General features: G+C 35.1%; 26 protein-coding genes and 1 pseudogene. 13 read left to right on the forward strand and 14 right to left on the reverse strand.

Going from position 1 to position 25,964, the window contains the following annotated elements; genetic code table 11:
- The first annotated feature begins 64 nt into the window (after window positions 1-64).
- The 12 genes from ACFFIS_RS16165 to ACFFIS_RS16220 all read left to right on the forward strand — a co-directional run bounded on the left by ACFFIS_RS16165 (window position 65) and on the right by ACFFIS_RS16220 (window position 12,881).
- A complete protein-coding gene (locus tag ACFFIS_RS16165; RefSeq protein WP_390188378.1) occupies window positions 65-637 on the forward strand; it encodes a site-specific integrase in 573 nt (190 codons plus the stop codon).
- A 12-nt stretch (window positions 638-649) separates the two neighbouring features.
- Window positions 650-2,989: a hypothetical protein gene (locus tag ACFFIS_RS16170; RefSeq protein WP_390188379.1), complete on the forward strand. Its 2,340-nt coding sequence runs from the start codon at window positions 650-652 to the stop codon at window positions 2,987-2,989.
- A 5-nt stretch (window positions 2,990-2,994) separates the two neighbouring features.
- On the forward strand, window positions 2,995-4,695 hold the full coding sequence (locus ACFFIS_RS16175; protein ID WP_320381360.1) for a site-specific integrase: 1,701 nt from the start codon (window positions 2,995-2,997) through the stop codon (window positions 4,693-4,695).
- Between the two features lies 1 nt (window position 4,696).
- Window positions 4,697-5,281 (forward strand): hypothetical protein, encoded by a 585-nt coding sequence (locus ACFFIS_RS16180; RefSeq protein WP_320381359.1) that lies wholly within the window; start codon window positions 4,697-4,699, stop codon window positions 5,279-5,281.
- Between the two features lie 514 nt (window positions 5,282-5,795).
- Entirely contained in the window at window positions 5,796-7,649 is a 1,854-nt protein-coding gene (locus tag ACFFIS_RS16185) for a heavy metal translocating P-type ATPase (RefSeq protein WP_390188380.1), read from the forward strand.
- A 191-nt stretch (window positions 7,650-7,840) separates the two neighbouring features.
- A complete protein-coding gene (locus tag ACFFIS_RS16190) occupies window positions 7,841-8,074 on the forward strand; it encodes a heavy-metal-associated domain-containing protein (RefSeq protein WP_033827365.1) in 234 nt (77 codons plus the stop codon).
- An 84-nt stretch (window positions 8,075-8,158) separates the two neighbouring features.
- Complete coding sequence (locus ACFFIS_RS16195; protein ID WP_033827366.1) at window positions 8,159-8,722, forward strand: Dps family protein; 564 nt, start codon at window positions 8,159-8,161, stop codon at window positions 8,720-8,722.
- Between the two features lie 459 nt (window positions 8,723-9,181).
- Window positions 9,182-11,035, forward strand: coding sequence for a heavy metal translocating P-type ATPase (locus ACFFIS_RS16200; RefSeq protein WP_390188382.1), 1,854 nt, complete (start codon window positions 9,182-9,184; stop codon window positions 11,033-11,035).
- A 193-nt stretch (window positions 11,036-11,228) separates the two neighbouring features.
- Window positions 11,229-11,462 carry a heavy-metal-associated domain-containing protein gene (locus tag ACFFIS_RS16205; RefSeq protein WP_033827363.1) on the forward strand — a complete coding sequence of 78 codons (234 nt, stop codon included), beginning with the start codon at window positions 11,229-11,231 and terminating at the stop codon, window positions 11,460-11,462.
- 47 nt (window positions 11,463-11,509) lie between these two features.
- Window positions 11,510-11,809: an iron-sulfur cluster repair di-iron protein, ric gene (locus tag ACFFIS_RS16210; protein ID WP_320381356.1), complete on the forward strand. Its 300-nt coding sequence runs from the start codon at window positions 11,510-11,512 to the stop codon at window positions 11,807-11,809.
- 66 nt (window positions 11,810-11,875) lie between these two features.
- Window positions 11,876-12,109 (forward strand): heavy-metal-associated domain-containing protein, encoded by a 234-nt coding sequence (locus tag ACFFIS_RS16215; RefSeq protein WP_320381355.1) that lies wholly within the window; start codon window positions 11,876-11,878, stop codon window positions 12,107-12,109.
- A gap of 64 nt (window positions 12,110-12,173) precedes the next feature.
- On the forward strand, window positions 12,174-12,881 hold the full coding sequence (locus tag ACFFIS_RS16220; RefSeq protein WP_033827380.1) for a Crp/Fnr family transcriptional regulator: 708 nt from the start codon (window positions 12,174-12,176) through the stop codon (window positions 12,879-12,881).
- Between the two features lie 555 nt (window positions 12,882-13,436).
- Here the strand turns inward: ACFFIS_RS16220 and ACFFIS_RS16225 are convergent.
- Window positions 13,437-13,820, reverse strand: coding sequence for a SprT-like domain-containing protein (locus ACFFIS_RS16225; protein WP_390188383.1), 384 nt, complete (start codon window positions 13,818-13,820; stop codon window positions 13,437-13,439).
- A gap of 170 nt (window positions 13,821-13,990) precedes the next feature.
- Window positions 13,991-14,206, reverse strand: a pseudogene (locus ACFFIS_RS16230) (SprT-like domain-containing protein); the annotation flags it as partial.
- A 392-nt stretch (window positions 14,207-14,598) separates the two neighbouring features.
- Between ACFFIS_RS16230 and ACFFIS_RS16235 the strand changes: the two are divergent.
- A complete protein-coding gene (locus ACFFIS_RS16235) occupies window positions 14,599-16,116 on the forward strand; it encodes a catalase (RefSeq protein ID WP_390188384.1) in 1,518 nt (505 codons plus the stop codon).
- Between the two features lie 55 nt (window positions 16,117-16,171).
- Here the strand turns inward: ACFFIS_RS16235 and ACFFIS_RS16240 are convergent, their stop codons facing one another.
- The 12 genes from ACFFIS_RS16240 to alr all read right to left on the reverse strand — a co-directional run bounded on the left by ACFFIS_RS16240 (window position 16,172) and on the right by alr (window position 25,876).
- Window positions 16,172-18,343, reverse strand: a complete 2,172-nt coding sequence (locus ACFFIS_RS16240) for a Tex family protein (RefSeq protein WP_390188385.1) — start codon at window positions 18,341-18,343, stop codon at window positions 16,172-16,174.
- A 121-nt stretch (window positions 18,344-18,464) separates the two neighbouring features.
- Window positions 18,465-19,082, reverse strand: coding sequence for a PP2C family serine/threonine-protein phosphatase (locus ACFFIS_RS16245; RefSeq protein ID WP_320381350.1), 618 nt, complete (start codon window positions 19,080-19,082; stop codon window positions 18,465-18,467).
- Entirely contained in the window at window positions 19,079-19,870 is a 792-nt protein-coding gene (gene sigB / locus ACFFIS_RS16250) for an RNA polymerase sigma factor SigB (RefSeq protein ID WP_320381349.1), read from the reverse strand. The genes ACFFIS_RS16245 and sigB overlap by 4 nt, the downstream gene beginning before the upstream one ends.
- The gene (rsbW, locus tag ACFFIS_RS16255) at window positions 19,842-20,318 is read right to left on the reverse strand and encodes an anti-sigma B factor RsbW (protein ID WP_320381348.1); all 477 of its coding nucleotides are present in this window, start codon (window positions 20,316-20,318) and stop codon (window positions 19,842-19,844) included. Before rsbW ends, sigB begins: the two co-directional genes overlap by 29 nt.
- Window positions 20,305-20,649, reverse strand: coding sequence for an STAS domain-containing protein (locus tag ACFFIS_RS16260; RefSeq protein WP_320381347.1), 345 nt, complete (start codon window positions 20,647-20,649; stop codon window positions 20,305-20,307). The genes rsbW and ACFFIS_RS16260 overlap by 14 nt, the downstream gene beginning before the upstream one ends.
- A gap of 212 nt (window positions 20,650-20,861) precedes the next feature.
- Entirely contained in the window at window positions 20,862-21,872 is a 1,011-nt protein-coding gene (locus tag ACFFIS_RS16265) for a PP2C family protein-serine/threonine phosphatase (protein ID WP_390188386.1), read from the reverse strand.
- Window positions 21,873-22,010: 138 nt separating this feature from the next.
- Window positions 22,011-22,412, reverse strand: coding sequence for an anti-sigma regulatory factor (locus tag ACFFIS_RS16270; RefSeq protein WP_390188387.1), 402 nt, complete (start codon window positions 22,410-22,412; stop codon window positions 22,011-22,013).
- 3 nt (window positions 22,413-22,415) lie between these two features.
- Window positions 22,416-22,772 (reverse strand): STAS domain-containing protein, encoded by a 357-nt coding sequence (gene rsbS, locus ACFFIS_RS16275; protein WP_320381345.1) that lies wholly within the window; start codon window positions 22,770-22,772, stop codon window positions 22,416-22,418.
- On the reverse strand, window positions 22,773-23,648 hold the full coding sequence (rsbRA, locus tag ACFFIS_RS16280) for an RsbT co-antagonist protein RsbRA (RefSeq protein WP_320381343.1): 876 nt from the start codon (window positions 23,646-23,648) through the stop codon (window positions 22,773-22,775).
- A 174-nt stretch (window positions 23,649-23,822) separates the two neighbouring features.
- Window positions 23,823-24,191: a type II toxin-antitoxin system PemK/MazF family toxin gene (locus ACFFIS_RS16285; RefSeq protein ID WP_320381342.1), complete on the reverse strand. Its 369-nt coding sequence runs from the start codon at window positions 24,189-24,191 to the stop codon at window positions 23,823-23,825.
- A gap of 3 nt (window positions 24,192-24,194) precedes the next feature.
- Window positions 24,195-24,479: a CopG family ribbon-helix-helix protein gene (locus tag ACFFIS_RS16290; RefSeq protein ID WP_320381341.1), complete on the reverse strand. Its 285-nt coding sequence runs from the start codon at window positions 24,477-24,479 to the stop codon at window positions 24,195-24,197.
- Window positions 24,480-24,739: 260 nt separating this feature from the next.
- A complete protein-coding gene (gene alr / locus ACFFIS_RS16295) occupies window positions 24,740-25,876 on the reverse strand; it encodes an alanine racemase (protein ID WP_320381337.1) in 1,137 nt (378 codons plus the stop codon).
- Between the last annotated feature and the right edge of the window lie 88 nt (window positions 25,877-25,964).

A 25,964-nucleotide genomic window follows, 5' to 3' on the forward strand; every position in this document is an offset into this window, starting at 1 on the left:
CTCCAGCTTCCCCCTTAGCGACAGTTGCTAAGGATATTTTCTACTGAAGTGGTTCAGTTTTCAAGTGCGATGGTGGTTCAATTTTAGAGTACCATATACAAAAGGTTCATATGGTGAATTTGGATTAGAACTTGATATCCGAGAGAGGACTTTGAGAACTGACTTGAAGGATTTCGACGGAACAGATGGGGTTAAAAAACCAAGAATACAGGTGGTGTTTGCTAATAGATTACTACCTTTAATATATGAACAGCACTCAAAGACATATGACGATATAACTGGTCAGGATGCTTTATTTGTGGATAAAAATGGTTTTCCTATGAGTGGACGCACATATCAACAACAATTTAATAGATTGAAAAAGATATTCATAGAAAAGTTATTGCAAAGCGATAATCTAGAGGCAAGTAGTTACGGGCTTTATTTAAGCAATAGAAGGTGGAGTACTCATATTGGACGTGGCACTTTTTCCAATTGGATCGCAGAAAGTACTGGTAATCCACTAGATGTGGCAATTGCACGGGGAGATAGCAATATTGAGTCTTCTTTATCTTATATGGAGCAAAGTGAAACCTTCTTGAATGGAGTTAATGAAGTGTTAAATAAAATGTATGAAAATGCTTGGGAATATGAATAAGGGGCGTTATACATGATTTGGACACAGGAACAACTTTATTTGAAAATAAAAGAATTAGAAAACGGAAATAGACCTTTAGGTACTATGGAAGTTAGTAATTTATTAGGCATATCAACTAAAACGGTAATTGATTATTTAAAACCTGTAAATTTAATTAGGGTCACTAAAGAAAAAAATAACTATTACTGGGATAGAGAGAGTGTCCTGAATTATATTACAAAACATGAAAACTACCATTACCTGTTGAAAGACTCACCTGAATATGTAAGTTCTAAAGAATTAGAAGAGCAGTTTGGGTCCATATTAACTATTAGCCAAATTCAACATATCCTGAAGAAAAACAAAGATACTAGAATCTCTATGTCAGGTTTGGTTAATAAAATAAAATATCGTAGAGATAAAATTGAGGAGGAAATTGCCTCCGTTAAACCTATAAATAATGAAAGAACTTTTACAACATTAAACGGAACAGCGTTAACCTTGAATAATGTAATGCATAACAAAGACTACATCCTGTATATGAAAGTAGTTAAAAAATTAGGTTGTCCTAAGTGGTACGTTAAGCATCTTATTAAATATAAACAATTACCTAATTCAGCAGACTTCTCAACTACAGATAGTTCTAACTCCCATACTTATGTCCATATTAACGACTATCCTATTTTACTAGATTTATACTCCAAAAAGGTAGTATTTGGCGATAGAAACTCTCTTTCTGATTTCAGTGAGGAAAAAGAGCCAATTGATCGTTTTAACAATATGCTAAGGAATTACAGTTTTAAAGATGGCTTTCCAGCTACTCACAATCTGTATTACGACTTTGTTAGTGACTACATTGCCAATACAAGAACTCTATATGTGTACAATTATGTTACAAGTTTGTCTAAGACGTATATGAACATTAAACCCTTACTAACAAAAGAGATATATCTGTACAGCAATAAGGAACTTGAAATGCTATTTTTAAATGAATCGTTACTGAAAAAGTACAAGGAAGTGTTGGGAAAGTTTTTGAAATTCATTATGACAAAAACGGAAACCAATTACTCCACTGTCCCAGTAGTTAGGACTAGAGTATACCAAAAAAACAAAATTGAAACATATTCTAGAGAAGAATTTTACAATATGTATCGACAAGTGAATGATATAAATAGACATCTTGAAAAAGCCATTAACAGTCAAACCTATTGTCAAGATTGGTTTTTACTAATAATGACATTTAGTAATGCATGGAGATTTCCAGACATTATTAAAATGCCAAGCCCAAACCTAAACATACTTAATACTCAACATTTAAGTTTCAACTGGTTTAAGAAAAATATATTGCCACCCGAGAAAAGCATAAAGTTGATTAACGACTTACAGAAAAATAACCGTTTCATCATAAATAAAACCAATGCATTAAACGAGTTATTTGTTCCTACTGACATGACTATAACATTTGCAACAGCAATATCGTTGTTAGAGTTGTTTAGAAGAGAAAGGGATTATGATACAGACACACTATTCCCTAACTATATAAAACCTTCAAAAGACGTGAATTATTTTAATTACATGTTTGAAGGAGATGTGCCTTCATTTTCTTTTAAAAAGACAACTAAATCTTTATTGACATATAGTTATGTCACAGCAAGAAATATGGACAAACACGCAGGTGCTGCCAATGCAATTTCCACTAGATTACGTGGTCACAAAAATGTTGACACTATACAGCACTATGTGCTACCTACAGGTGACGATTTCGATGATATTTTCAGACATTTGTACCGAAGAGGACATTTTGGCTTTCTGTATTCTTTAATGGTGGATTTATCCATAAAACAAAGTGAAAAGGAATTGAGTAAGGAAGAAAAAACGGAATCAATTGAAGCACTTATCAAAGTATTTTCACCAGAAGACTTAGAGAATTCTAGTGCTTTTTACTTTGACCAAAGAAAAAAACTACTAAGTGTTTCACAACAAGTCATTCAACTCTCAAAAGAGAAACTGGATCAAAAATTAATAGGTATTCATAATGGGAATATGCCCTCCTACCGATTAGAAGGTCAATGCTTCGTTAGTGGGGAATGTAATCAACCCGGACGCAACTGTAGTTCTTGTAAGTACTTAATTCCTAAAGTGTCATTTTTGTTAAGTGCAAAGAAAGAAATTGACGACTTAATTGAGGATTTAAGGATTACTGAGAACCAAAATTACAATAGACGAATGAAATTGACTTATCTTATTTTAAATTTGTTAGCTGTTGTAAATCAATCAGTTAAAACATTTAGCAAGGAATATGCTAATGAATATTTTGACTTCGATGACTTGAAAATGAAATTGTCTTCTGTTCAAACTAAAATGTTGGAGTGATAATAATGGCGGATGAAGTTCATATATTTGACAACCACACCCTTCATATTGAAAATGACGAGAAATTTTCGATAAAAATGGCTGACCATTATAAAGAACGTTTTAAATTCTACAAAAGAAATGGAATTATTGAAGGATGTCAGTATAATGATAAAAGTTGGTTCTTATGGACATTGGGAACAAGAGGCACTAGGTTAAGACTATCATTTGATCTAGATATGTTTTCCAATGTTAATGTCGCCCTTAAATGCTACACTCTACTCTTAATGGATAATGGGCTTACAGTAAGAACCATTATTCGCAAATTGAAAATTATTAAAGATTCTATTTTTAAGACAAACTTGTATAGCGAAGAAAAAGTGGAGGACTTCTATGAGTATGTTTTATTGGAAGTACCTGAGTCCTTTAAGTATAGCCATATTACCTATAATCTAGAGTTTTTTAATTTCTTCATGCCTGAACATGGTGAAAAATTTATTTCTCGTTTAATGGAGAGCGATATTAAACCCTATCAATCAAAAACTAAAACACTACCTCCATTTGAAGATATTTTAACATTTAGTAATGAACTATATAATTTTTTCTTAAACGAAGAAACCTCCTCTGTACTGAAAGAGAAATATCTTCCTATATTTATTTGGTGGCAACTAACTATGTTCATTCCAATGCGACCACATGAGTTTGTGCGGTTACAGAAAAGCAATTTAAAAAAAGTAAATGGTCAATATCAATTAACAGTTAAGAGAAGCAAACCAAAGTATCCAAACCACATCCCACCCCAAACGGAATTTCACATTACACAAGATATAGGTGAATTAATAGAGTCATATATTAACTTAAGTGAACATTATTGCACTGTTGATATATCAGCAGAGGAACGTTCCTATTTATTCCCTATATACATGCGAGCGAGATACTACACCAAACATAACAAGAAAGTTTCTAAAATTATTTCACATGGAAAAAATATTCATACTACAACTGACATGTTCAATTCATTGCTGAAATTCTTTTACAAAGAAGTAATTCAATCCAGTGATATTGAACAATTAAGTGCGAATTCAACACGGCACTTAGCAATATGCAACATGAGAATGCAGGGCATTGACCCTCTAACTATTAGCCAAATGGCAGGGCATGCTAGTTTATACACACAAAACCACTATGCAAATCATTTAGAAACTTTTCTAGAAAGTAAAGTAAGATTATTAAGTGAACAGATAAAAAATAAGCAAATGAAAATTACTGATTTCTATACAAAGGAAGAAGTTGAGAACCTTCCTGTTGTTCAAAACCTTAAAACTGAAAGTGTTTTAAATAGGACGAATAGAAGTTATTTCCGACAAATTGAGGGTGGATATTGTACAGATAAAGAATTTCCTAGTAACTGTGTTCCAAATTGCTTATTATGCCCGTTTTTCCTATTAGATGTGGAGAACAGGGAAAACACATTAAGACTACTTGATGAGACTTCAGTACGGCTTAATAAGCAATATAAAGATCAACTGGACACATACTATATTGTTTTCCAAAAATTAATGAACAACATGAATCAAAACAAGGAACACCTGAACACACCTATTGATTTAAACGAACAAGTAAACAGCGTAACAAAATCCATTAATAAGACAATTGAAGACATAGCGAGAACTGAAGCATTAATTATGCAAGTATCAGAAAAAAATCAGGGAAATGAGGAGAATTGAAGTGGCAAGACCTAAAAAATACACTAACGAAGACTTGCTAGAACTTTTAAGACAAACTCGTAGTGAGATAACTGAAGATTTAACGCCATACCTATTAGAGAAGCATACAGGGGTATCTAAGACAGTATGGCGAACACGTATGGCAAAGAAGATCGAACAGTTAAATCAGGCTTTCAATAACCCCTACAACGATTCTAGGGACATTAATCCCCTTCCCTTAGATAATGTATTAACTATTTATGAGAAATACAAATATAATGAAAAAGTACTTCTAACAAAATTGAAGTCATATGACATATTTGTAAATAATATTTTAAAAATGGCTTCTAAAGTGAGTGGACTTGAAGTAACACTTCGAAAAAAAGAAAGTGCTTCGAAAGAAAAAATTCAAATATTAGAAGAAAAAGTGTCTCTTCTAAAAGAAGAACGTGACCATTTCGAAAAGGAATATCTAGAAACAATTGGACAAAGCACATATAGAGAGCAGTACAGAACAAGAGAAACCAAAGAGCCACTCTCTCTGGATAGGAAAGAAAATGTAGAAATAGTTGACTTTATCGGCAGGAACAGAGATTTATTTGACTAATTCAAAGTAAAAACTTAATAACATGTATCCCTTCGCTCCCTTTCTTATGGTTTGTGAAGAAATCCATTTAAATTTATGAAGTTTTTCGTCTTAAAAGAACTTACAAAACGAAGTAATTCGGTGTAAACTGAATTTATAGAAATAATTGAAATGATGGTGGATTTTGTGAAAATATGCACTTAAACTAATGGGGCAGTTTAGTTGAAGAAGAAAAATTAAATATTAAGATAAAAACGCTCAGAATAAATTTATGAGCGTTTTAGTTTGCTGTTTTAAATGCTTTTCTAAAGCCTGCTGAATAAAGAATGTACAATATAATGAATTTTTTTGATTGTATGTTCGATAATATATAAGAGTTATTCCGTAACACAGTTGGTTTTGTTTTGCTGTTCTTTTGTAATTTTTCACTTTTACAATAGAACTTGATCCGAATCAATTTTTATTTCATAGAAACATCCTATACTAGAGTCATCGACAAGGAATACAAATGAAAATGAAATTGGAGGGAATCAACATGCAAAGATATATATTAAGTAAAAAGAATTCCATTACACTGATCAGTGCAATTTTGATTGCACTTGCATTCTTCGGACGATTTTCCTTAGACAACATGGTGTTATTCAATTGGTCGCTCATCATTGCATCCATTCTTGGTGTGGCGCCGATTGCAATCCAAGCCTATCAAGCATTAAAAGTAAAAGTTGTTAGTATTGATGTATTAGTTACGATTGCTGTTGTTGGAGCAGTATTAATTAAAAACTATGAAGAGTCTGCTATTGTGACTTTCCTATTCTTATTTGGTTCTTATTTAGAACAGCGTACCTTGAACAAAACACGTTCTGCCATTAAAGAATTAACAGAGCTCGCACCAGAAAGTGCTTTAAAGCAAATGGAAAATGGCGAATTTGAAGAAGTAGATGTCGATGATGTAGACGAAGGTGACATTTTATTAGTTAAAACGGGTGCAAAAGTTCCGGTAGATGGAACAGTGTTAACTGGTGAAGGTCACATTAATGAAGCAAGTATTACTGGAGAATCTCTACCTGTAAGTAAAAAGGTTGATTCTGAAGTATTTGCTGGATCTATCTTAGAAAATGGAACGATTCAAATTCAAACTGATCGTGTAGGGGAAGATACAACATTTGGTAGAATTATCGAATTAGTTGAAGAGGCACAGGATTCCAAATCAGAAGCAGAACGTTTCATTGACCGATTCTCAAAATACTATACACCAGCTGTTTTAGTCCTTGGTTTTATTGTTTGGTTGTTCTCAAAAGATATTGAATTGGCAATCACCATCCTTGTATTAGGATGTCCTGGAGCATTAGTGATCGGTGTACCTGTATCTAACGTCGCTGGTATCGGAAACGGCGCACGTAATGGTGTACTTCTAAAAGGTAGTGAAGTTATCAATGACTTTAGCAGAGTGGATACCATCGTATTTGATAAAACAGGAACATTGACAGTAGGAAACCCTGAAGTTGCCGAAAAAGAATTTTACGGAAATAATACCGAGGAAGTTCTAGGATACTTAGCTAGTGTGGAACGTGAATCGGAACACCCATTAGCAAAAGCAGTCCTACAGGATATTGGCGAGACAACTTTATCTACTGTTGAAGAAACCGAAGTCGTTAAAGGTGGCGGAATTGTAGCAAAAATAGGTGTTCATCGTATAGCCGTTGGTAACGTAGCTTTAATGGAAAAAGAAAATGTGAAATTAAGTGAAAAAGCTAAAAAAGATGTCGAACGCTTTGAGAAAAATGGGAATTCTCTTGTGTTAACTGCGGTCGACGGAGAATTAAACGTTCTAATGGGTATTCGAGATCAAATCCGCCCGGGTGTGAAACAAGATCTTCAAAAACTGAAAAAACTAGGGGTCAAAAACCTTGTCGTTCTTTCTGGGGACAACCAAGGAACCGTAGATTTAGTTGCTCGAGAACTTGGGTTAACAGAAGCACATGGTCATATGCTACCGGAAGGAAAATCTGCTTATATCGAAAAAATGCAAGCAGAAGGTCAAATCATTGCCTTTGTCGGTGACGGAGTGAATGATAGTCCTTCACTAGCCTTAGCAGATATCGGAATCGCCATGGGAAGTGGAACAGATGTTGCAATTGAAACATCAGATGTTGTTTTAATGAACTCTGACTTTAGCCGTTTGCCACACGCACTAGGCCTGACAAAATCAACATCAAGCAACATGAAACAAAACATCATCATTGCAGTGGGTGTGGTATTGATCTTACTTGCTAGCTTACTCTTTAGTGAGTGGATGAACATGTCCATTGGGATGTTGGTTCACGAATTAAGTATCTTAGTAGTTATTTTAAATGGTATGAGATTGTTAAGATATCGTTTGAGAGGATAATTTTATTAGAAAGTGGTCTCTACGAACGATAAACGGGAAGTATTCTTTCTGAAAAACAAAATACTTCCCTTATTTTTTCCGAAACTTGATTTCCGTCAATTTCATTTCGTTGAACCTGAGCTATACTTAAATTGTAAAGAAGAAGAGGGAAAACAAAAAAATCAAAGATAAGATGAAAGGAGAAATAATTCATGCAAAAAGCAGTTATTCAATTAGAAACATTATCTTGTCCATCTTGTATGCAAAAGATTGAAAATGCGGTGAAAGGATTAAACGGGGTTAATCAAGATAGCTTAAAAGTATTATTCAATGCAAGTAAAGTGAAAGTAGATTTTGATTCCGAAACGATAGACATCGAAAAGATTGAAAAGGCAATTAAAGACCTAGGCTACCCAGTCATCAAATCAAAGGTAAAAGTAGCCTAAGGTACAATTAATATTGAAGTTGATCCAATGTATGTTTAGTAATAATGGCAACAAATAGTTAAAATAATAGGGAGGAAAAGAAACATGGTACAAGACAAAACACCACAAGAAAGACTGCAAGAAGAGCAAAAACACAAAGAACACGTGCACCATACAAAAATTAATGCAGCAGCCATCGCAGATCATATTTTAGGCAATATCCATACAATGCATGTAAAGTTACATCAGTATCATTGGTATGTGAAAGGACCGCATTTCTTCAGTATCCATGACAAATTGAATGAACTGTACAACACAAATGAAGAGTGGTTCGATAAAATTGCAGAACGCCTAATTGCTTCCGGTCATAAGCCAGCTTCTACAACTACTGAATTTGAAAAGTATTCTATGCTTTCGGAAGACCCTGCTGACAAGTATTTGAAAGCGGAAGAAATGGTTGAAAATGTAATTGAAGATTTCAGAAGCACCCGCGGCTTAACCGTTCGCGCGATCCATTTGGCACAAGAAGAAGGCGATGATGCATTTGAAGATACACTGATTGTTTTCAAAAGTTATTTGGATGAAAATATCTGGATGCTGCAGGCCTATCTTGGCAAAGAAGCATTAGAAGACGACGATGATTTTGACGAGGATGACGACGAAGAGTAAATCTTCCTTTCGTAGCCGGGGGTACCAGTCATTGTGTTAGACATCAACAATAATTTTTTGCAGCCCCTCTCATGATGAGAGGGGCTGCTTTTTGATACTTCTCTAATTTCATTTTTATCCTCCAAAAAAATAAAATATTAATTCAGCTATGATTTCCGCACATTCAACTACAGCTTGTTCTGAGTATTTTTACAATATCTCCTCTTTTACAATATATTCAATAATCTAATTCAATAATCCTGCCAGTTAGTTTAAGTATAATCGTTCACAAAGTCTATATTTATTTAGTTTCTTGGTGCCTGGTCACTCTTCGGTTAATTCTGCCCCACTAGTTTTGTTATGATCCACTCTTTTAAAAAATGATTTTTAAAACTTGACCACAGTCAATTACCATTATCAATAATTATCCTATACTAGAGTCAACAACAAAAGAAAAGGTGAAATGTGGAGGGAAACAACATGCAGAGATTTATATTAGGCAAAAAAAATCAGATTACATTAATCAGTGCCATTTTAATTGTTCTTGGATTCTTTGGTCATTTTGGTTTAGAAAGTATGTTCATTTTCAACTGGTCGCTCATTATTGCGTCCATTCTTGGAATCGCACCGATTGCAATACAAGCGTATCAAGCATTAAAAGTGAAGGTCGTCAGTATTGATGTTTTAGTCACTATTGCTGTAATTAGTGCTGTGTTAATTCAAAACTATGAAGAATCAGCCATCGTTACTTTCTTGTTCTTATTTGGTTCTTATTTAGAACAACGTACCTTAAACAAAACACGATCTGCCATTAAAGAATTAATAGAATTGGCACCAGAAAGTGCTTTGAAACAAATGGACAATGGGGAATTTGAAGAAGTTGAAGTGGATGATGTAGATGAAGGCGACATATTATTAGTGAAAACTGGTGCAAAAGTGCCTGTAGATGGAACGGTACTGGAGGGTGTTGGTCATATTAATGAAGCAAGTATAACAGGTGAGGCTCTACCAGTAAGTAAATTAAAGGGTTCGGAAGTTTTCGCTGGAACCATTTTGGAAAATGGAACGATTCAAATCCAAGCTGACCGTGTTGGGGAAGATACGACATTTGGTCGCATTATCGAATTGGTAGAAGAGGCGCAGGATTCGAAATCAGAAGCAGAACGTTTCATTGATCGATTTTCCAAATACTATACACCAGCCGTTTTAGTCCTTGGTATTATTGTTTGGCTGTTTTCGCAAAATGTGGAACTCGCTATCACTGTTCTTGTTTTAGGATGTCCAGGAGCATTAGTCATCGGTGTCCCTGTATCCAACGTTTCCGGAATTGGAAATGGTGCACGAAATGGCGTCCTTTTAAAGGGAAGTGAAGTCATCAATGATTTCAGTAAAGTAGACACGATTGTTTTTGATAAAACAGGAACATTGACAATAGGAAACCCAGAAGTAGCAGAAAAGGAATTTTATGGAGAGAATACAAAAGAAGTTCTAAGGTTTTTGGCAAGTGTTGAACGTGAATCAGATCACCCATTAGCAAAAGCAGTCCTACAAGATATTGGTGAGACGAACTTTTCCACTGTAGAAGAAACGGAAGTGGTGAAAGGTGGCGGGATTGTCGCAACAGTAGATGGTCACCGTATCGCAGTTGGTAATGTAGCTTTAATGGAAAAAGAAAATGTCGTATTAAATGAAAAGGTCAAAAAAGATGTGGAACGCTTTGAACAAAATGGGAACTCCCTTGTCCTTACAGCAGTTGACGGGGTATTACACGTTCTGATGGGCATTCGAGATCAAATTCGCCCAGGTGTGAAACAAGACTTACAAAACTTGAAAAAACTTGGTGTGAAAAATCTTGTCGTCCTTTCCGGTGATAATCAGGGAACCGTAGATTTAGTTGCTCGAGAACTTGGATTAACAGAAGCACACGGTCATATGCTTCCAGAAGGAAAATCCACATATATTGAAAAAATGCAAGCAAAAGGCCAAATCATTGCCTTTGTCGGTGACGGAGTGAATGATAGTCCTTCATTAGCCTTAGCGGATATCGGAATCGCCATGGGAAGTGGAACAGATGTTGCAATTGAAACATCGGATGTCGTTTTAATGAATTCTGACTTTAGTCGTTTACCACACGCATTAGGCTTAACAAAATCAACTTCAAGAAACATGAAACAGAACATTACCATAGCAGTTGGTGTGGTATTAGTCTTACTTGCCAGCCTACTATTTAGTGAATGGATGAATATGTCAATCGGGATGTTGGTTCACGAAGCAAGTATCTTAGTAGTCATCTTGAATGGTATGAGATTGCTTCGATACCGGTTGAGAGGATAATTTTAATAGAAAGCGGTCTTGATGAATGATAAAGGGGAAGTATTCAGGTAGGAAGAACAAAATACTCCCCTACTTTTTTCTTAAAACTTGATTTGCGTCAATTTCATTTCGTTGAACCTGAGCTATACTTAAATTGTAAAGAAGAAGAGGGAAAACAAAAAAATCAAAGATAAGACGAAAGGAGAAATAATTCATGCAAAAAGCAGTTATTCAATTAGAAACATTATCTTGTCCATCTTGTATGCAAAAGATTGAAAATGCGGTGAAAGGATTAAACGGGGTTAATCAAGATAGCTTAAAAGTATTATTCAATGCCAGTAAAGTAAAAGTAGATTTTGATTCAGAAACGATCACCATTAATGATATCAAAAAGGCAATTGAAGACTTAGGATATCCCGTCGTTAAATCAAAAGTAAAATCTGCCTAAGACAAACACACATAACAAAAATTATTTATAGAAAGAGGGAAATAATAATGTCTGAACAAACATTTAACGAAGTAATAACAAACCATTTTGAAAAACTGGATTTATACACTACTGCGATTACACGGGCCCATGGTAAGAACCATCCAGAAGCCTTTGAAGTACGTGAACTATTCGAAAAAATCAGTAAAAAGGTAAAAGACGCAGGTACGAACAAACCTGACTTAGATGCTGAATTTGCTCAATTACGAAAAATCACAGACAACTACACCATTCCTGGAGATGTTTGTGAAACATATGCAGGCACCTTCGAAATGTTATCAGAAGTAGATAATGCATATCAGGCTTAAAATAACTCAAAACCAAAAGAATGAACTTGGTTTACGGTCGTTAAAATAAGAAAGGGGAAATGATTTATGCAAAAAGCAACCATTCAATTAGAAACCTTATCTTGCCCATCTTGTATGCAAAAGATTGAAAATGCGGTGAAAGGAATAAACGGTGTTTATCAAGGTAGCTTGAAAGTATTATTCAATGCAAGTAAAGTAAAAGTAGACTTTGATTCAGAAGCAGTCGCTATTAACGATATCGAAAAGGCAATTGAAGACTTAGGATATCCTGTTGTCAAATCAAAGGTAAAACCTGCTTAATCGAGTAAATAGAATGGAAGCCTAAGATGCCCTCTTAGGCTTTTTATAAAAAGGAGAGGTTATTTTGGAACAAAACCAATGTTGTCATCACCAACATGGACATACAGAATGTATTCGTATCGTTCCCATTTTCAACCATCTGGAAGACTCACAAATGGATTTGATTGCGGAATCTGCCAAGACACTTCATCTACAAAAAGGGGAAATGTTATTCCGTGCAGGTGAGGAAGATGACACCTTATATATTATCAATTCAGGTAAGGCTCGGATTTACCGCTTATCGGATTCCGGAAAAGAACAACTTGTTCGCATTTTAAATCCTGGTGATTTTACAGGTGAAGTGGCCATTTTCCAACCTGGAAGTGTTCATGAAAATTATGCGGAAGCACTACAAAATACATCCATTTGTTTAATTAAACGAGAGGATTTACAGAAGTATTTGGTGGAATATCCGCAGATCTCATTAAAAATACTCTCAGAAGTAACGATACGTTTGAAGGATTCTGAAAAACAAACCACACAAGTAGCGATTGAAAATGTAGAATCCCGCATTATATCCTTTTTAGCTGAAAATGTTGAAAAGGGAAGTGGCAATAGTCCAACGGTTGCCTTACCAATGTCCAAAAAGGATTTAGCCTCGTATCTTGGTACCACACCAGAAACAATCAGCCGTAAATTTACTACTCTAGAAGAACTTGGATTGATTAAACAGTTACCGAAAAAGAAAATTAAAATAATGGATTTAGATCAATTGTTACTTCATACTGAATAAATATAAGCAGAGCAGCGTGCCATCATACTAACCGGGTTCGGTTTAATAGTACAAAACATAAAATAACAAACCTTTTAGCAATCCAATTAGCATATAAAATGGATTGCTAATTTTTGTTGGTTTAACAATGTTTATCTACAAAAAGAAAGAGAAATGGCTACTTATTTGGCACTTATTTTACCAAGATGACATAAATTTGTGTCAACTGCATAATTCATTAGCAAAACACCCCCTAATAACTAAGCTAATTCCTCTGATAAATAACTAAGGAATTGGCAACTTATGTTAAAATTATAATTTGGATTGTGAATTAGTGTACTTAAAGTAACGGGTGCGTTAGTTGAATAAGAAATCCTTAAAATATTCATTCTTTATTATAAAAACTCTTGCTATATTTAAAAGAGACGAATCCATTTTGAAAAAAGAATGATCAAAATGGATTCGTCTAGTTACAGTATTACACAGGGTTGCGATGTACCTTTAATCGAACTCTAATTTAAACCTATAGCTCTATGTTTCAACCCTTTCTTTAATAGGAATATTAACACGATATTATTACTTATTTAAACTCTTAGAATAATTCTTAAATGCCCTTTGAGCAGTTTTGGTTTTACTGAAAGAAGCACCAACTCTAATACATTCTTCAACAAACTCTTTCGTGTCGTCTCTAAAAGGCTTTCCTGTTGTATGTAATACCCAATGTACCATTTCATGCAAAAGGCTATTTAAAAACTCCTCATTAGAATATCTTTCATTAACAACCTTGCTCATTCTGATAAACTGATCACCTGTTTTCGAATTAAAATGATAACTCGCTAGTTTTCTACCCCAATCCCTATTAACAAGTTCAATTCGTATATCAAACTCTCGATCCCAATGCTCTTTTGCAAATCGCATGGCATAATTAACTAAATCCTCTTCTGTAAAATGGCAAGACAATTAAGAACAACCTCCTCTCTTCGTTACAACACAATTACCTTCAGCAAAAAACACATTATAAAATGGTTAAAACCAGAAGTAAAGTTAAAACCAAAATACATTATGTCTAATCCCTTTGATTTTACAGCACTTATTATTAAAACCACAAAAATTCATATCATAGATTGTACCAGTTCGTGTTTAATAATTCCTATAAATTCATCTAAATCCATTTCTATCATATACTTAGGATTTAATTCGATTGTATGATTCGATAAAATGTATCGTCCCCCAGTAGTTCGAAGACGATGGTTAAACTTCACATCGTGATTGAACGGTTTGTGAAAATATTTTAATGATATATTATTTACTAGTTCATACAATTCTTTCTCATTTATTGGATTCATTTTGAATAATATCCCTTTCCATATCTACCTTTTTCTATTACTTTATCACAATATAAGCAACACCAGCATGTTTTCTTTGCACTATTGAGATGTTGTTAATTAAAATTATTGTAAGTAAAGATTGATTTTTATTTGATTTCATATATAATAAGTGTTGGTAGCATAAATAGCTATTGGCATTACTCTTAAAAAGGAGAGATGAATAGATTTTTATAACCATTTTTTCTATTGAGAGATTTTTTAGAAAAGATTCTCACTTAAGTAATTGCAATTGAGAAAGATTGATGCGGAAGCTAATAATCTAACACTGTATTAAATCTGTAATGTAATACTTACCGTTGAATCAATCATACTTGTTTATTAGTAATCTAACAAATTACTATAATAATATAATGTTATTAATATTGCAGGAGGGATTTATCGTGTCAAACGAAAACAAAAAGAAATTAACTACCGCTTTTGGTGCTCCAGTACCAAATGATGATGATTCAAAAACTGCTGGTCCTCGTGGCCCCTTACTTATGGAAGACTTTTGGTTCCTTGAAAAGATGGCTCATTTTGATAGAGAGGTTATTCCGGAACGCCGCATGCACGCAAAAGGATCTGGTGCATATGGAACTTTCACAGTAACACATGATATTACAAAATATACAAAAGCTGATTTATTCTCTGAAGTTGGGAAGAAAACTGATATGTTTATCCGTTTCTCTACAGTTGCGGGTGAACGTGGTGCTGCTGATGCTGAACGTGATATCCGTGGAACAGCGATGAAATTCTATACAGAAGATGGAAACTGGGACCTTGTAGGTAACAACACACCTGTATTTTTCATGAGAGATCCTAAGAGATTCCCAGATTTAAACCACGTTGTTAAACGTGATCCAAGAACTAATATGCATAGCGCTCAAGCAAACTGGGATTTCTGGTCTTCACTTCCTGAAGCCTTACACCAAGTAACGGTCGTTATGAGTGACCGTGGAATTCCAGCAAGTTACCGTAATATGCACATGTTTGGAAGTCATGCATATAGCATGATTAACGCAAACAATGAACGTGTTTGGGTGAAGTTCCATTTTAAAACACAACAAGGAATTAAAAACTTAACATCTGAAGAAGCTGGCGCAATAATTGGTAAAGATCGCGAAAGTCATCAACGTGACCTTTACGAAGCAATTGAAAATGGCAATTTCCCTAAATGGAAAATGTATATTCAAGTTATGACTGAAGAAGAAGCAAAGAATATGCCTTACAATCCATTTGACCTAACTAAAGTTTGGTATAAGAGTGATTTCCCTCTCATCGAAGTTGGGGAAGTTGAATTAAATCGTAATCCTGAAAACTATTTTGCAGAAGTTGAACAAGCTGCTTTTGCTCCAACGAATATTGTACCTGGTATTGGTTTTTCACCAGATAAAATGTTACAAGGACGTTTATTCTCATACGGTGATACACAACGTTACCGCCTAGGAGTAAACCACTGGCAAATTCCAGTTAACTATCCTAAAAACGCTAAAAACTTCCATCCATATCATCGTGATGGTGCTATGCGTATTCATAATCCAGCTGAGGGTACAGTTTCTTATAGCCCTAACAGCTACGGTGAATGGGAAGACTCCAAAGAACATCAAGAGCCAGCATTAGAACTTGGCGGTGGTGCTGATTACTGGAACTTCCGTGAAGATGATGATGTATACTATGAGCAACCTGGAAAACTCTTCCGTCTTATGTCTGCTGAGGAACAACAAAGATTATTCGAAAACACTGCAAATGAAATGCAGGGGACAACGAAAGAAGTTCAGATTAGACATATTACAAACTGCTACAAAGCTGATCCAGCATATGGTGAAGGTGTAGCAAAAGCACTCGGTATTTCAATGAGTGAAGTAAAAATTGAAGAAGCAGTAAAATAATAATTTGAAACTAAAAAGGAACTGTCCAATTTAATGGACCGTTCCTTTTTTTATTTCATTTCGTATTTTGAATCATTGAAAGTGCAATTCTTCCTTTCTCTGCATCCACTTGTTCTACCCATACTGTCACAACATCACCTACAGATGCGATATCCATTGGGTGCTTCACATAGCTATTCGACATTTTTGATATGTGAACAAGTCCATCCTGCTTTACTCCAATGTCAACAAATACACCAAAGTCCACAACATTTCGTACTGTACCTTGCATTTCCATACCAGGTTTTAAATCTTCTAACGTCATGACGTTTTTCTTTAAAAGCGGCATCGGAAATTCGTCACGCGGATCTCGCTCTGGTCGACTTAATGCCGTTAAAATATCTTCCAACGTTGGGATACCAATTTGAAGTTGTTCTGATATATCCGCCTTATCTATCGCTTTTAATGCATCTCTCAACTTTTCTGTTCCAATATCATTTACAGTACAATCTATCATTTTCAATATTTCTTCTGTATGTTTATAGCTTTCCGGGTGTATTGGTGTCCGGTCTAGTGGATTTTCCCCATCGATTATTCGTAAAAATCCAATCCCCTGTTCGTAAGTTTTCGCACCTAATCGTGGTATTTTCTTTAATTGCTTACGGTTTTTTATTTTTCCATTTTCATTACGAAATGCAACAATATTATTGGCAACTGTTTTATTTAATCCTGAAACATATTGTAATAAAGAAGAAGATGCTGTATTGACATTTACACCTACTTGGTTAACAGCAGTTTCAACTACGAATGATAGTGCTTCGTTTAATGCCTTTTGACTCACATCATGCTGATATTGTCCAACTCCAATTGATTTTGGATCAATCTTTACAAGTTCAGCTAGCGGATCTTGGACTCGCCGTGCGATAGATGCCGCACTTCTTTCTTCAACATGTAAATCTGGAAATTCCTCACGTGCTAGCTCTGAAGCAGAATAAACACTTGCCCCAGCTTCATTTACAATAATATATGGAATGTCTAGTCCATGCTTTGTTATAAAATCTGATATAAATTGTTCCGTTTCCCTTGAGGCTGTTCCATTTCCAATTGCAATCAACTCGATGCTGAAATCACTCATGATTTGCATCACTACTTTTTCCGCTCCTTCTATGTCATGACGAGGTGCGGTCGGGTACATGACACCGACTTTGTGGACTTTTCCAGTTTCGTCCACAACGGCGAGTTTACAACCAGTTCGATATGCTGGATCAACTCCTAATACAGTTTTTCCTTTTAACGGTGGTTGTAATAAAAGACTCTTTAAGTTTTTAGCGAATATATCAATTGCTTGTTCTCCTGCTTTTTCAGTTAATTGATTACGTATTTCTCTTTCAATTGATGGCTGAATAAGTCGTTTATAACTATCCTCTATTGCGCTATGTAATAATTCGGTAATTTCCTTTCCAGTTCCTAGTTGCACGATATTCTTTTGCAAAAACTGGATAATTCGTTCTACAGGCGGCTCAATCATTACACGTAGAACATCTTCTTTTTCTCCTCGATTTAACGCTAATATACGATGTGATACGATAGAACGAACATGTTCACTGTACTCATAATACATTTCATACACATTTTTTTCGTCTAGCTCTTTATTTTTCACGTTTGATAAAACCGTTCCTCGTGTAAATGTTTCCTTACGGATATATTCGCGATATTCAGCGTTATCCGAAATCAACTCTGCAATAATATCATTCACACCAGCTAATACATCTTCAACTTGTAATAGTTCGTGTTCTTCTGAAATATAGTTTTGTGCTTCCGTATGTAAATCAATTTGTTCACCATTCCAGATTTTTAGTGCGAGAGGCTCTAATCCTTTTTCCTTCGCAATCGTTGCTTTTGTCCGCCGCTTCTGACGATAAGGACGGTATAAATCCTCAACACGTTGTAATTGTGTAGCAGCTAAAATTTGCTTTTCCAATTCATCGGTTAATTTACCTTGTTCATCTATTAGACGTATTACTTCTTGTTTTCTTTCTGCTAACTGAACTGCATAATCCCATAATTCCTGTATGGACTTAATTTGAACTTCATCAAGTCCACCAGTCATTTCCTTACGGTAACGAGCAATAAATGGTACAGTATTTCCACCTTGTAAAAGCTCTATTACTTTATTTACAGTATTTGTTTTTACTTTCGCTTCTTTTGCAACCCACTCACTTAACACTTGCTTTAATTCTGCATCCATGAGGTTACCTCCTTCATACCTTCCTATTTTACCAAACAACGCATATAGTTTCACGAATCACCTATATCATACAGCTTTTTTAGAAGACAAATTAAAAATGTTGCCAAACTTCTCTTGGTACTTAGAGATAATTCGGCAACATTTCCTTTTCCTCATATCGAATTGCAATTAGTGTTGCATCATCATTCTTTTCTTTGTTTTCAAAAGCCCGTGTTATATCTTGGACATTTGTACAAATCAAACTCTTTTTTACAACGTTGTGATCCTCAATTCCATCAGAGAAAATAATAATATTCATGTTATCTTCTAATATATCATTCGTCACTTTATAAGAACGTGTATAACCTGCCAAATAACCTGCATTCGGGATATGTCGTTTTTTTCTTTTTCCCGCCACACTTGACATCATACTGATATTCCCAATTGAATAAAAGTTATATTGTTTCGTGTGATAATCAAGTATGAAAATGCCTAATACTACGCCTCGTTTTCCGACTAATTGTTCACTGCATTTTTTAATTATTTCATCGATAGAACAATCTAAGTTACTTTTAATGGTTTCAATAGCAGCTTGCGCTGATTCATAAGCTGGTTTTCCACTACCTAATCCATCTGCGAGTGCACAAAAGAATCTATCCTTCGTTTCCACGTAAAAATAGCTATCGCCACAATATACATTTTCATCTTTTGCCTGTTGGTACACTGCCACTTCAATGTGACTTTCATTATACTTTTTCAATCAAATACCTCCGAACTATCCGTTTGCAGCGCTTCCCGTAGTTTTTTTAACGAGCGACGTTGTAATCTAGATACGTGCATTTGTGAGATACCTAATAACTCCCCGGTTTCCTTTTGACTCAAGTTTTCAAAATATGTACAACGTAAAATCATTTGTTCTCGTTCAGTTAATATGGGGAAAATCTTTTCTAGCAGCATTTTCAAATCCGTATCTTGATATCCTTGTTCATTGTCTCCTACAAGATCAAGAATTGCTACCGTATTTCCACTTGGGTCCGCTTCAATTTTGCGATCTACAGAAAGTGCTGTATAGCTCTTACTCATTTCCATCGCTTCTAACACTTCTTCTTCCGACACTTGTAGATATGCTGCAATTTCTTTAATGGATGGAGAATCTTGGTTCTGAGTAGTCAGTTCATCGACAGCCCTTTTTATTTTAGGACCCAATTCTTTAATGCGTCTTGGAACGTGCACACTCCATGTCTTATCTCGAATAAACCGTTTAATCTCTCCGATTATCGTTGGAATTGCAAAGGACTCAAATGATTTTCCATATGTTTGATCAAAACGATTTACAGCCGCTAATAAACCTATCATACCAACCTGCACAAAGTCCTCATGGATCATACTATTTTTTGAATATTTGCGTGCAAGAGATTCGACTAAACCAGTATAATAAAGAATAATTTCTTCTCTAGCTTTTTCATCTGAGGGATCTTCTTGCACACGTTTAATCAAGTGATAAATTTCATCACTATCTTTATTGTGTTGTTGAGATTTGATCGTCACTAAAGTCCACCTCAGTTTCGTTTAGGTACTTAGTCATTAAAACGATTACACCGTATTCATTGTTAATCTGTACTTTATCCATTAGTGTGTCGATCAAAAATAACCCAAAGCCTCCTTCGCGTAGGTTTTCAATTGGCTCCTTTGGATGATAAGGTCCAATTTTATTTTTAATATCTTTTAAATTAAAACTTCCGCCATGGTCTGCCACCATTATTTCTAATCGATTTGGATAAATGCCAAAGCATATTGTTATTTCTCCAAGCTCCGTATCATCATAAGCGTGGGTTACCGCGTTTGTAATTGCTTCTGAAACAGCTACCTTTAAATCTTCAATATCCTCATATGAAAAACCCATTCGGTTCGCTATGCCTGATAAGGTTAGTCTTAGCACACCTACGTACTCCGCCTTCGCTGGAATCTTCATTTCTACAAAGTCAAATGATTCCATTTTTATTTTCACCTCTTACTATCGCATGAACATCAATAATTTCATCTAAACCAGTAATTTTAAATAAACGAAATACCCGCTTTTGTATTTGAATAAGTTTTAAGTGACTATCATTTTCTTTTGATGCTTTTAATGCACTTACGAAAACGCCTAATCCTGTACTATCCATATAGTTAACATGTTCTAAATCAACGATAACCAACTTATCCAATTGATTTGTTAATGTTAAAAGAGTCTCTTTAAGCTTTGTAGCTGTGTAAGCATCAATCTCTCCAGAAAGCTTTACAATTGTTTCTACTTGCCCTTCAGACACTTCTATTTCTAAATTCATAAATGACCCCTCCCATTTATGTTTTATGTACGAACTCGTTAGCCGATACATTTCTCATTTCTATTTTTGCTGTTTAACAAGTTAATTATTATTATATGTCTAGTAATACGATGTATCGTGATGGACAGACTTTACTACTAGCCTATTCTTCTGCCAACACTACTAAGTTCCTATTTGTTCAGTTAACTATAGATTCCCAGATTCATTACATATTAAACTTGTTTTTTTAAAACAATTAATGTGAAGTCATCTCTTAGTTGAAAGTTTTGCAATCTCTCAAAATACTTATAAACATGCATGACGAGATCTTGAGCTGCTAAATGTTTATTTTGTTTCAATACTTCTAATATTGCTTCTCTCTCTATAAACTCTCCACCAACGCGGCATTCTGTAACACCGTCCGTTAATAAAACAATCATGTCTCCTTTTTCAATTACTTGCTCATATTCCTTATACGTTACCTCTGGAGAAACCCCCAAAACAAGACCTTTCGTTGTAATTTCTGTAAACGTGTCAGTTTTTGCATGATAGAAAAACCCTGGCTCATGTCCTGCAGATGCATAGACAAACGTACTTCTATTTGGATTATATTGTGCATAAAACATCGTAATAAACATACCTGCATCAACATTTAGTTCTACTACGCGATTAAGGCTTTGTAATATTTGCCTTGGGCTCATCGATTGCTCTGGAAAACTGTCCATGGCGTATTTGATCATAGACATACAAAGTGCAGCTGGAATACCCTTACCAATCACATCTGCTATTGCTATACCAATCTTATCGTCTTTTCCTGTTACAAAGTGATAATAATCACCATTCATTTGATGAGCTGGAACGCTTATTACCCCAATATCCAAATTACTCACTTTCGGAATTTTTGTTGCTAAAAGTGTTTGCTGCATACTCGCCGCAACAGATAATTCCGAGTCAATTTCCATTTGCTTTTCCCGTAATGCTTGATTTTCCTGAAATGCCAATCCGTATGAAATCATTGTTTCAAGTAAAAAATTCATAGCGTGTTCCATTTCTTGATACATATTCGGATATAATTCCGCAATGGATTGCATATGAATATTAACGATTTCCTCAGGAAAGATACTATTTTGTATAAATGTTTTCGTTAGTTGTTCAGCACTGTACAGCGCTTTTTCATTTTGTGATGTAATATAATGTTTTAACAACTGCTTGTAATGATTTACATCAATTTGCATATCGCCCATTTAGCAAATCCTCCCAATGAATCGTAACTATCATAATATGAATAAAAATATAAACAAATTGCATTACAAGATACTTATATCCGTTCTTGTAATGCAATTCGTATCATTTTTTTCGTTACATTTCTTTACATTTTAACGTTATCTTACCCATTTAATTGTCTTAATCTCAGTTCCTTTCCCTTCCTCCGATCGAATCACAAATTCATCCATCAAACGTTTTACACCAGGAAGACCAGCTCCAAGTCCTCCAGATGTAGAATATCCATCTTGCATTACTAAACTAAGATTTTTAATTCCTGGACCCGTATCAATAGCAGTAATGCACAATCCTTTTTGATCGATGTTGTCAATTATCTCATAACAAACTTTACCACTTTTTGCATATAAATATATGTTGCGAGCAATTTCAGATATTGCGGTTGCAATCCTAGCTTGATCAACCGTACCAAATCCAAGCTTTTTGGCGATATCACGCCCCATTTGCCTTGCACCAACAATATCCCATTCTTTATGGATATTCACACAGGAATGATGGGCCATTGTCTACTCCCCCAATTCCGAATGGAGCTTCAACAACCCCTGTTCTAAGTCTAATGCTGTTGGAACTTTACTTAAGTGTATACCTAGATCAATTAATGTAATCGCAACTGCTGGCTGAATTCCTGTCAACACAACCTTAGCCCCCATTAAGTCAGACATGCTTACGACATCTCCAAGTACCTTTGCTATAAAAGAATCAATAATTTCAACAGACGTCAAATCAATAACAACACCTGTTGCCCCAGTTGTGTGGATTTTTTTCAAAACATCTTCTTGAAATTGAATAGCTGTTTGATCATCTAAATCCGTTTGAATCGATATTAACAAATAGTTATGTAGCTTTAAAATAGGGATTCGCAATTACTTATCCCCTCCTTTTAACGATTCAATCATTTTCTCAATTGCCTCTACCTTGTCCTCAACATTTAATATCTTTCGATTCGTATATTTTAATGCACTAAGAAAGCCTTTTTGTAAAGAGCTCTTTGTAGGGAACTTTTCAAGGTCAATTCCTAGGTTTACAATTGTTTGTGCTATTTCTGGGCGAATTCCCACTAAAATACAACTTGCTCCTATTAAATGTACTGCTTCCGCGGCCTGAATAATATGATGGGCCACCATCGTATCAACAACAGGAACACCTGTGATATCAATTAGGACAACTTCAGAGTTATGCTTGATCACACCTTCAAGTAAATTTTCCATAATTAACTTTGCGCGCTCAGTGTCAACCGTCCCAACTAGGGGCATAATTGTAATACCATCTAAAACCGGTATTAACGGTGCCGATAACTCTTGCAATGCTAATCGTTGTAGAGATACGATGTTTTCCCAATTACCAGTATACTCGTTTACCAGTTGGCGAATAATAGGCTCGACCCACTTATCAACACTCGTTAATACGTTTGAGAAATAAGTCGAATCTACCTTTTCTGTCTGACTTAAGATATATTCTATGGTCATCCGACGAAATACTTGCAAGCCATCCGTTATATAACTTAATGGCCAGCCTAGTTGTATAATCTTCTCGGAAAAATTCTCTACATATTTCATTGATCCTTGTTCTTTAATACTCTCAAATATGACTCCAACAAACTCCTCATTTGTACTTTCAAATAATTCATCAGAGATATTTGATGTATAGTTTGCTTGTTTTAATGTTTCTATTTCTTCCAACCACATTTTCACAATTACATCACTTTGGTTTATAACAATTTCACGAAGATGCCGATCCATATTATCCCCCACTTTTTTACAATAAATTTTATCATTATTGTCACATGTATAAACGTATAATGCAAATCTATTACAGGAATTTTATATGTAATTACCTATAATCAGAATATTAAAGCCAGATAACAACTCCATTTAAAAACAAAAAACCCCTTAGTCGAAACTAGCGGGGAGTTTTTACGGATGATGGTGGCCATACATATCTTTAAGCCCTAAGCTTATTTCTAATGCATGATTTATTTTTTTCATCATACCACTATCCAGTTTTGTGATTTTATCAGTAAGACGTTGCTTATCAAGTGTGCGAATTTGCTCTAGTAAAATAACCGAATCGCGATCAAAACCATACCTTTTCGCATCAATCTCAACATGAGTAGGTAATTTTGCCTTTTGAATTTGCGCGGTAATCGCAGCAACAATAACTGTTGGGCTAAAGCGATTTCCAATATCATTTTGAAGGATCAGTACTGGACGCACTCCTCCCTGTTCTGATCCAACTACAGGAGATAGATCGGCGAAATATACTTCTCCTCTATGCACTTTCAATGACTACACCCCGATCACAGTACGTTCTAGGGTTAGCTCAGCCTCCTCTTCAGCTTGGAAAGCCTCGGATGCAATCTTGAGATTAATTCTTGCCATCTCTTCATAGCCTTTTTGCATGGAATCATACATATTTTGTAAATGTTCCTGTTTCTTCGTCTCTAAATAATTTCGTGTTGCTTGACAGATGAAATCGCTTAGGTCCTTATTTTCTTGTCTCATTATTCCATCCACCTCATTCAACAGGTTTTTTGGCATTTTCACCAAAATCTCTTGCAAGCCTTCTGACAAAACCATGCACCTCCACCAACAATTGAACGACCTATTTAAGTTATAATTATTTATATAAATTCATTCTAATCATACCATTCATTGGCCCGATTTGCAAAGCCTTCAGGAAAAAATATCGTTGGATATAGAAAAGGGTCAGCTTCTGTTCAGCAACATACAATCATTTTACCACTCCAATAGGAGAGCCCGCACGAGTATATTCTGTGCGTTGGGCTTGCATATTGCTATCTCGGCGAACAGATTTATCAATGGTCAATATTTCATTCTGTCCTTACCTGTGAAAAAACATATTCTCTTGGAACTCGCTTATTGATCATACAAGCTACTTCATAATTAATGGTATCCATATATTGTGCAACATCGTCTAATGCAATCTCTTCACCTTTTTGTTTACCTATTAATGTGACATTCGTTCCCACTGGATAGCATTTATCTAAAAGAATCATCGTTTGATCCATGCAAATTCTTCCAACGATTGGCATGCGTTTTCCATTAACAAGTACGTGGATACCTTGTAACTTTCGCGCCCAACCATCTCCATAACCTATAGGAAGCGTTCCAATCCACTCATCTGCTGTTGTCGTATATGTTTTGCCATAACTAATAGAAGTGCCTTTCTGAACCTTTTTAACATGTATAAGGCTAGACTTCAGTGAAAAAGCTGGTTTTAAAGCTAAATCATACTCATTTTCCTTGATAACATTTGAAGGATATAACCCATACATGGATATGCCAAAACGGATGTAATTATACATCTCATCTGGAAATCTTATTGCAGCCGCACTATTTCCAATATGAATAGCTATCTGCTCCGGCCACTCTTTTTTAAATAGGTTTAAAAATTGATTGAATTGTTGTAGTTGTTCTTGAAAATAGCTTAAATCTTGTTCATCAGCTGTAGCAAAATGTGTAAACACACCTGTCAACTTTAATTGTTTCGAAACCTTTAAGATTTGTAATAGTTCATGAAGCTCTTGCTCTGTACGGATACCAATCCGCCCCATTCCAGTATCCCATTTCATATGGACATGCAATGGCTTCGGTAGTCTTTCTTGTTGAACTAGAAGTACCCAATCTTTTTGAAAGACTGTTAATGTAATCTCATGTGTTGCTGCAATCGGTGCGAGTTCCGGAGCAACCCAACCTAACACTAATATTGGTGCTGTAATAGATGCTCTTCTTAATTCTATTGCTTCTTCCAAAAGCGCTACAGCAAGAGCCTTCGCACCTGATTCAAGGGCTTTTTTCGCCACTTCAATACTGCCATGTCCATATGCATCAGCTTTCACGACTGCAATGACTTCTGTATGTGTTGGCAGTTTATGCTTCATTTGTCTAATATTATATCCTATTGCATCCAAATTTATTTCAACCCACGTATTACGAAAACGTTTCATAACGTATTTCCCCTTACATACCTTTTCTAGTATCCATTGTTTTATATCCTATTATTTATCTTTGTTATCCTTAATGGCAAAGAGACAA

The sequence above is a fragment of the Paracerasibacillus soli genome (assembly GCF_042432965.1).
Taxonomy (GTDB): Bacteria; Bacillota; Bacilli; order Bacillales; family Amphibacillaceae; genus Paracerasibacillus; species Paracerasibacillus soli.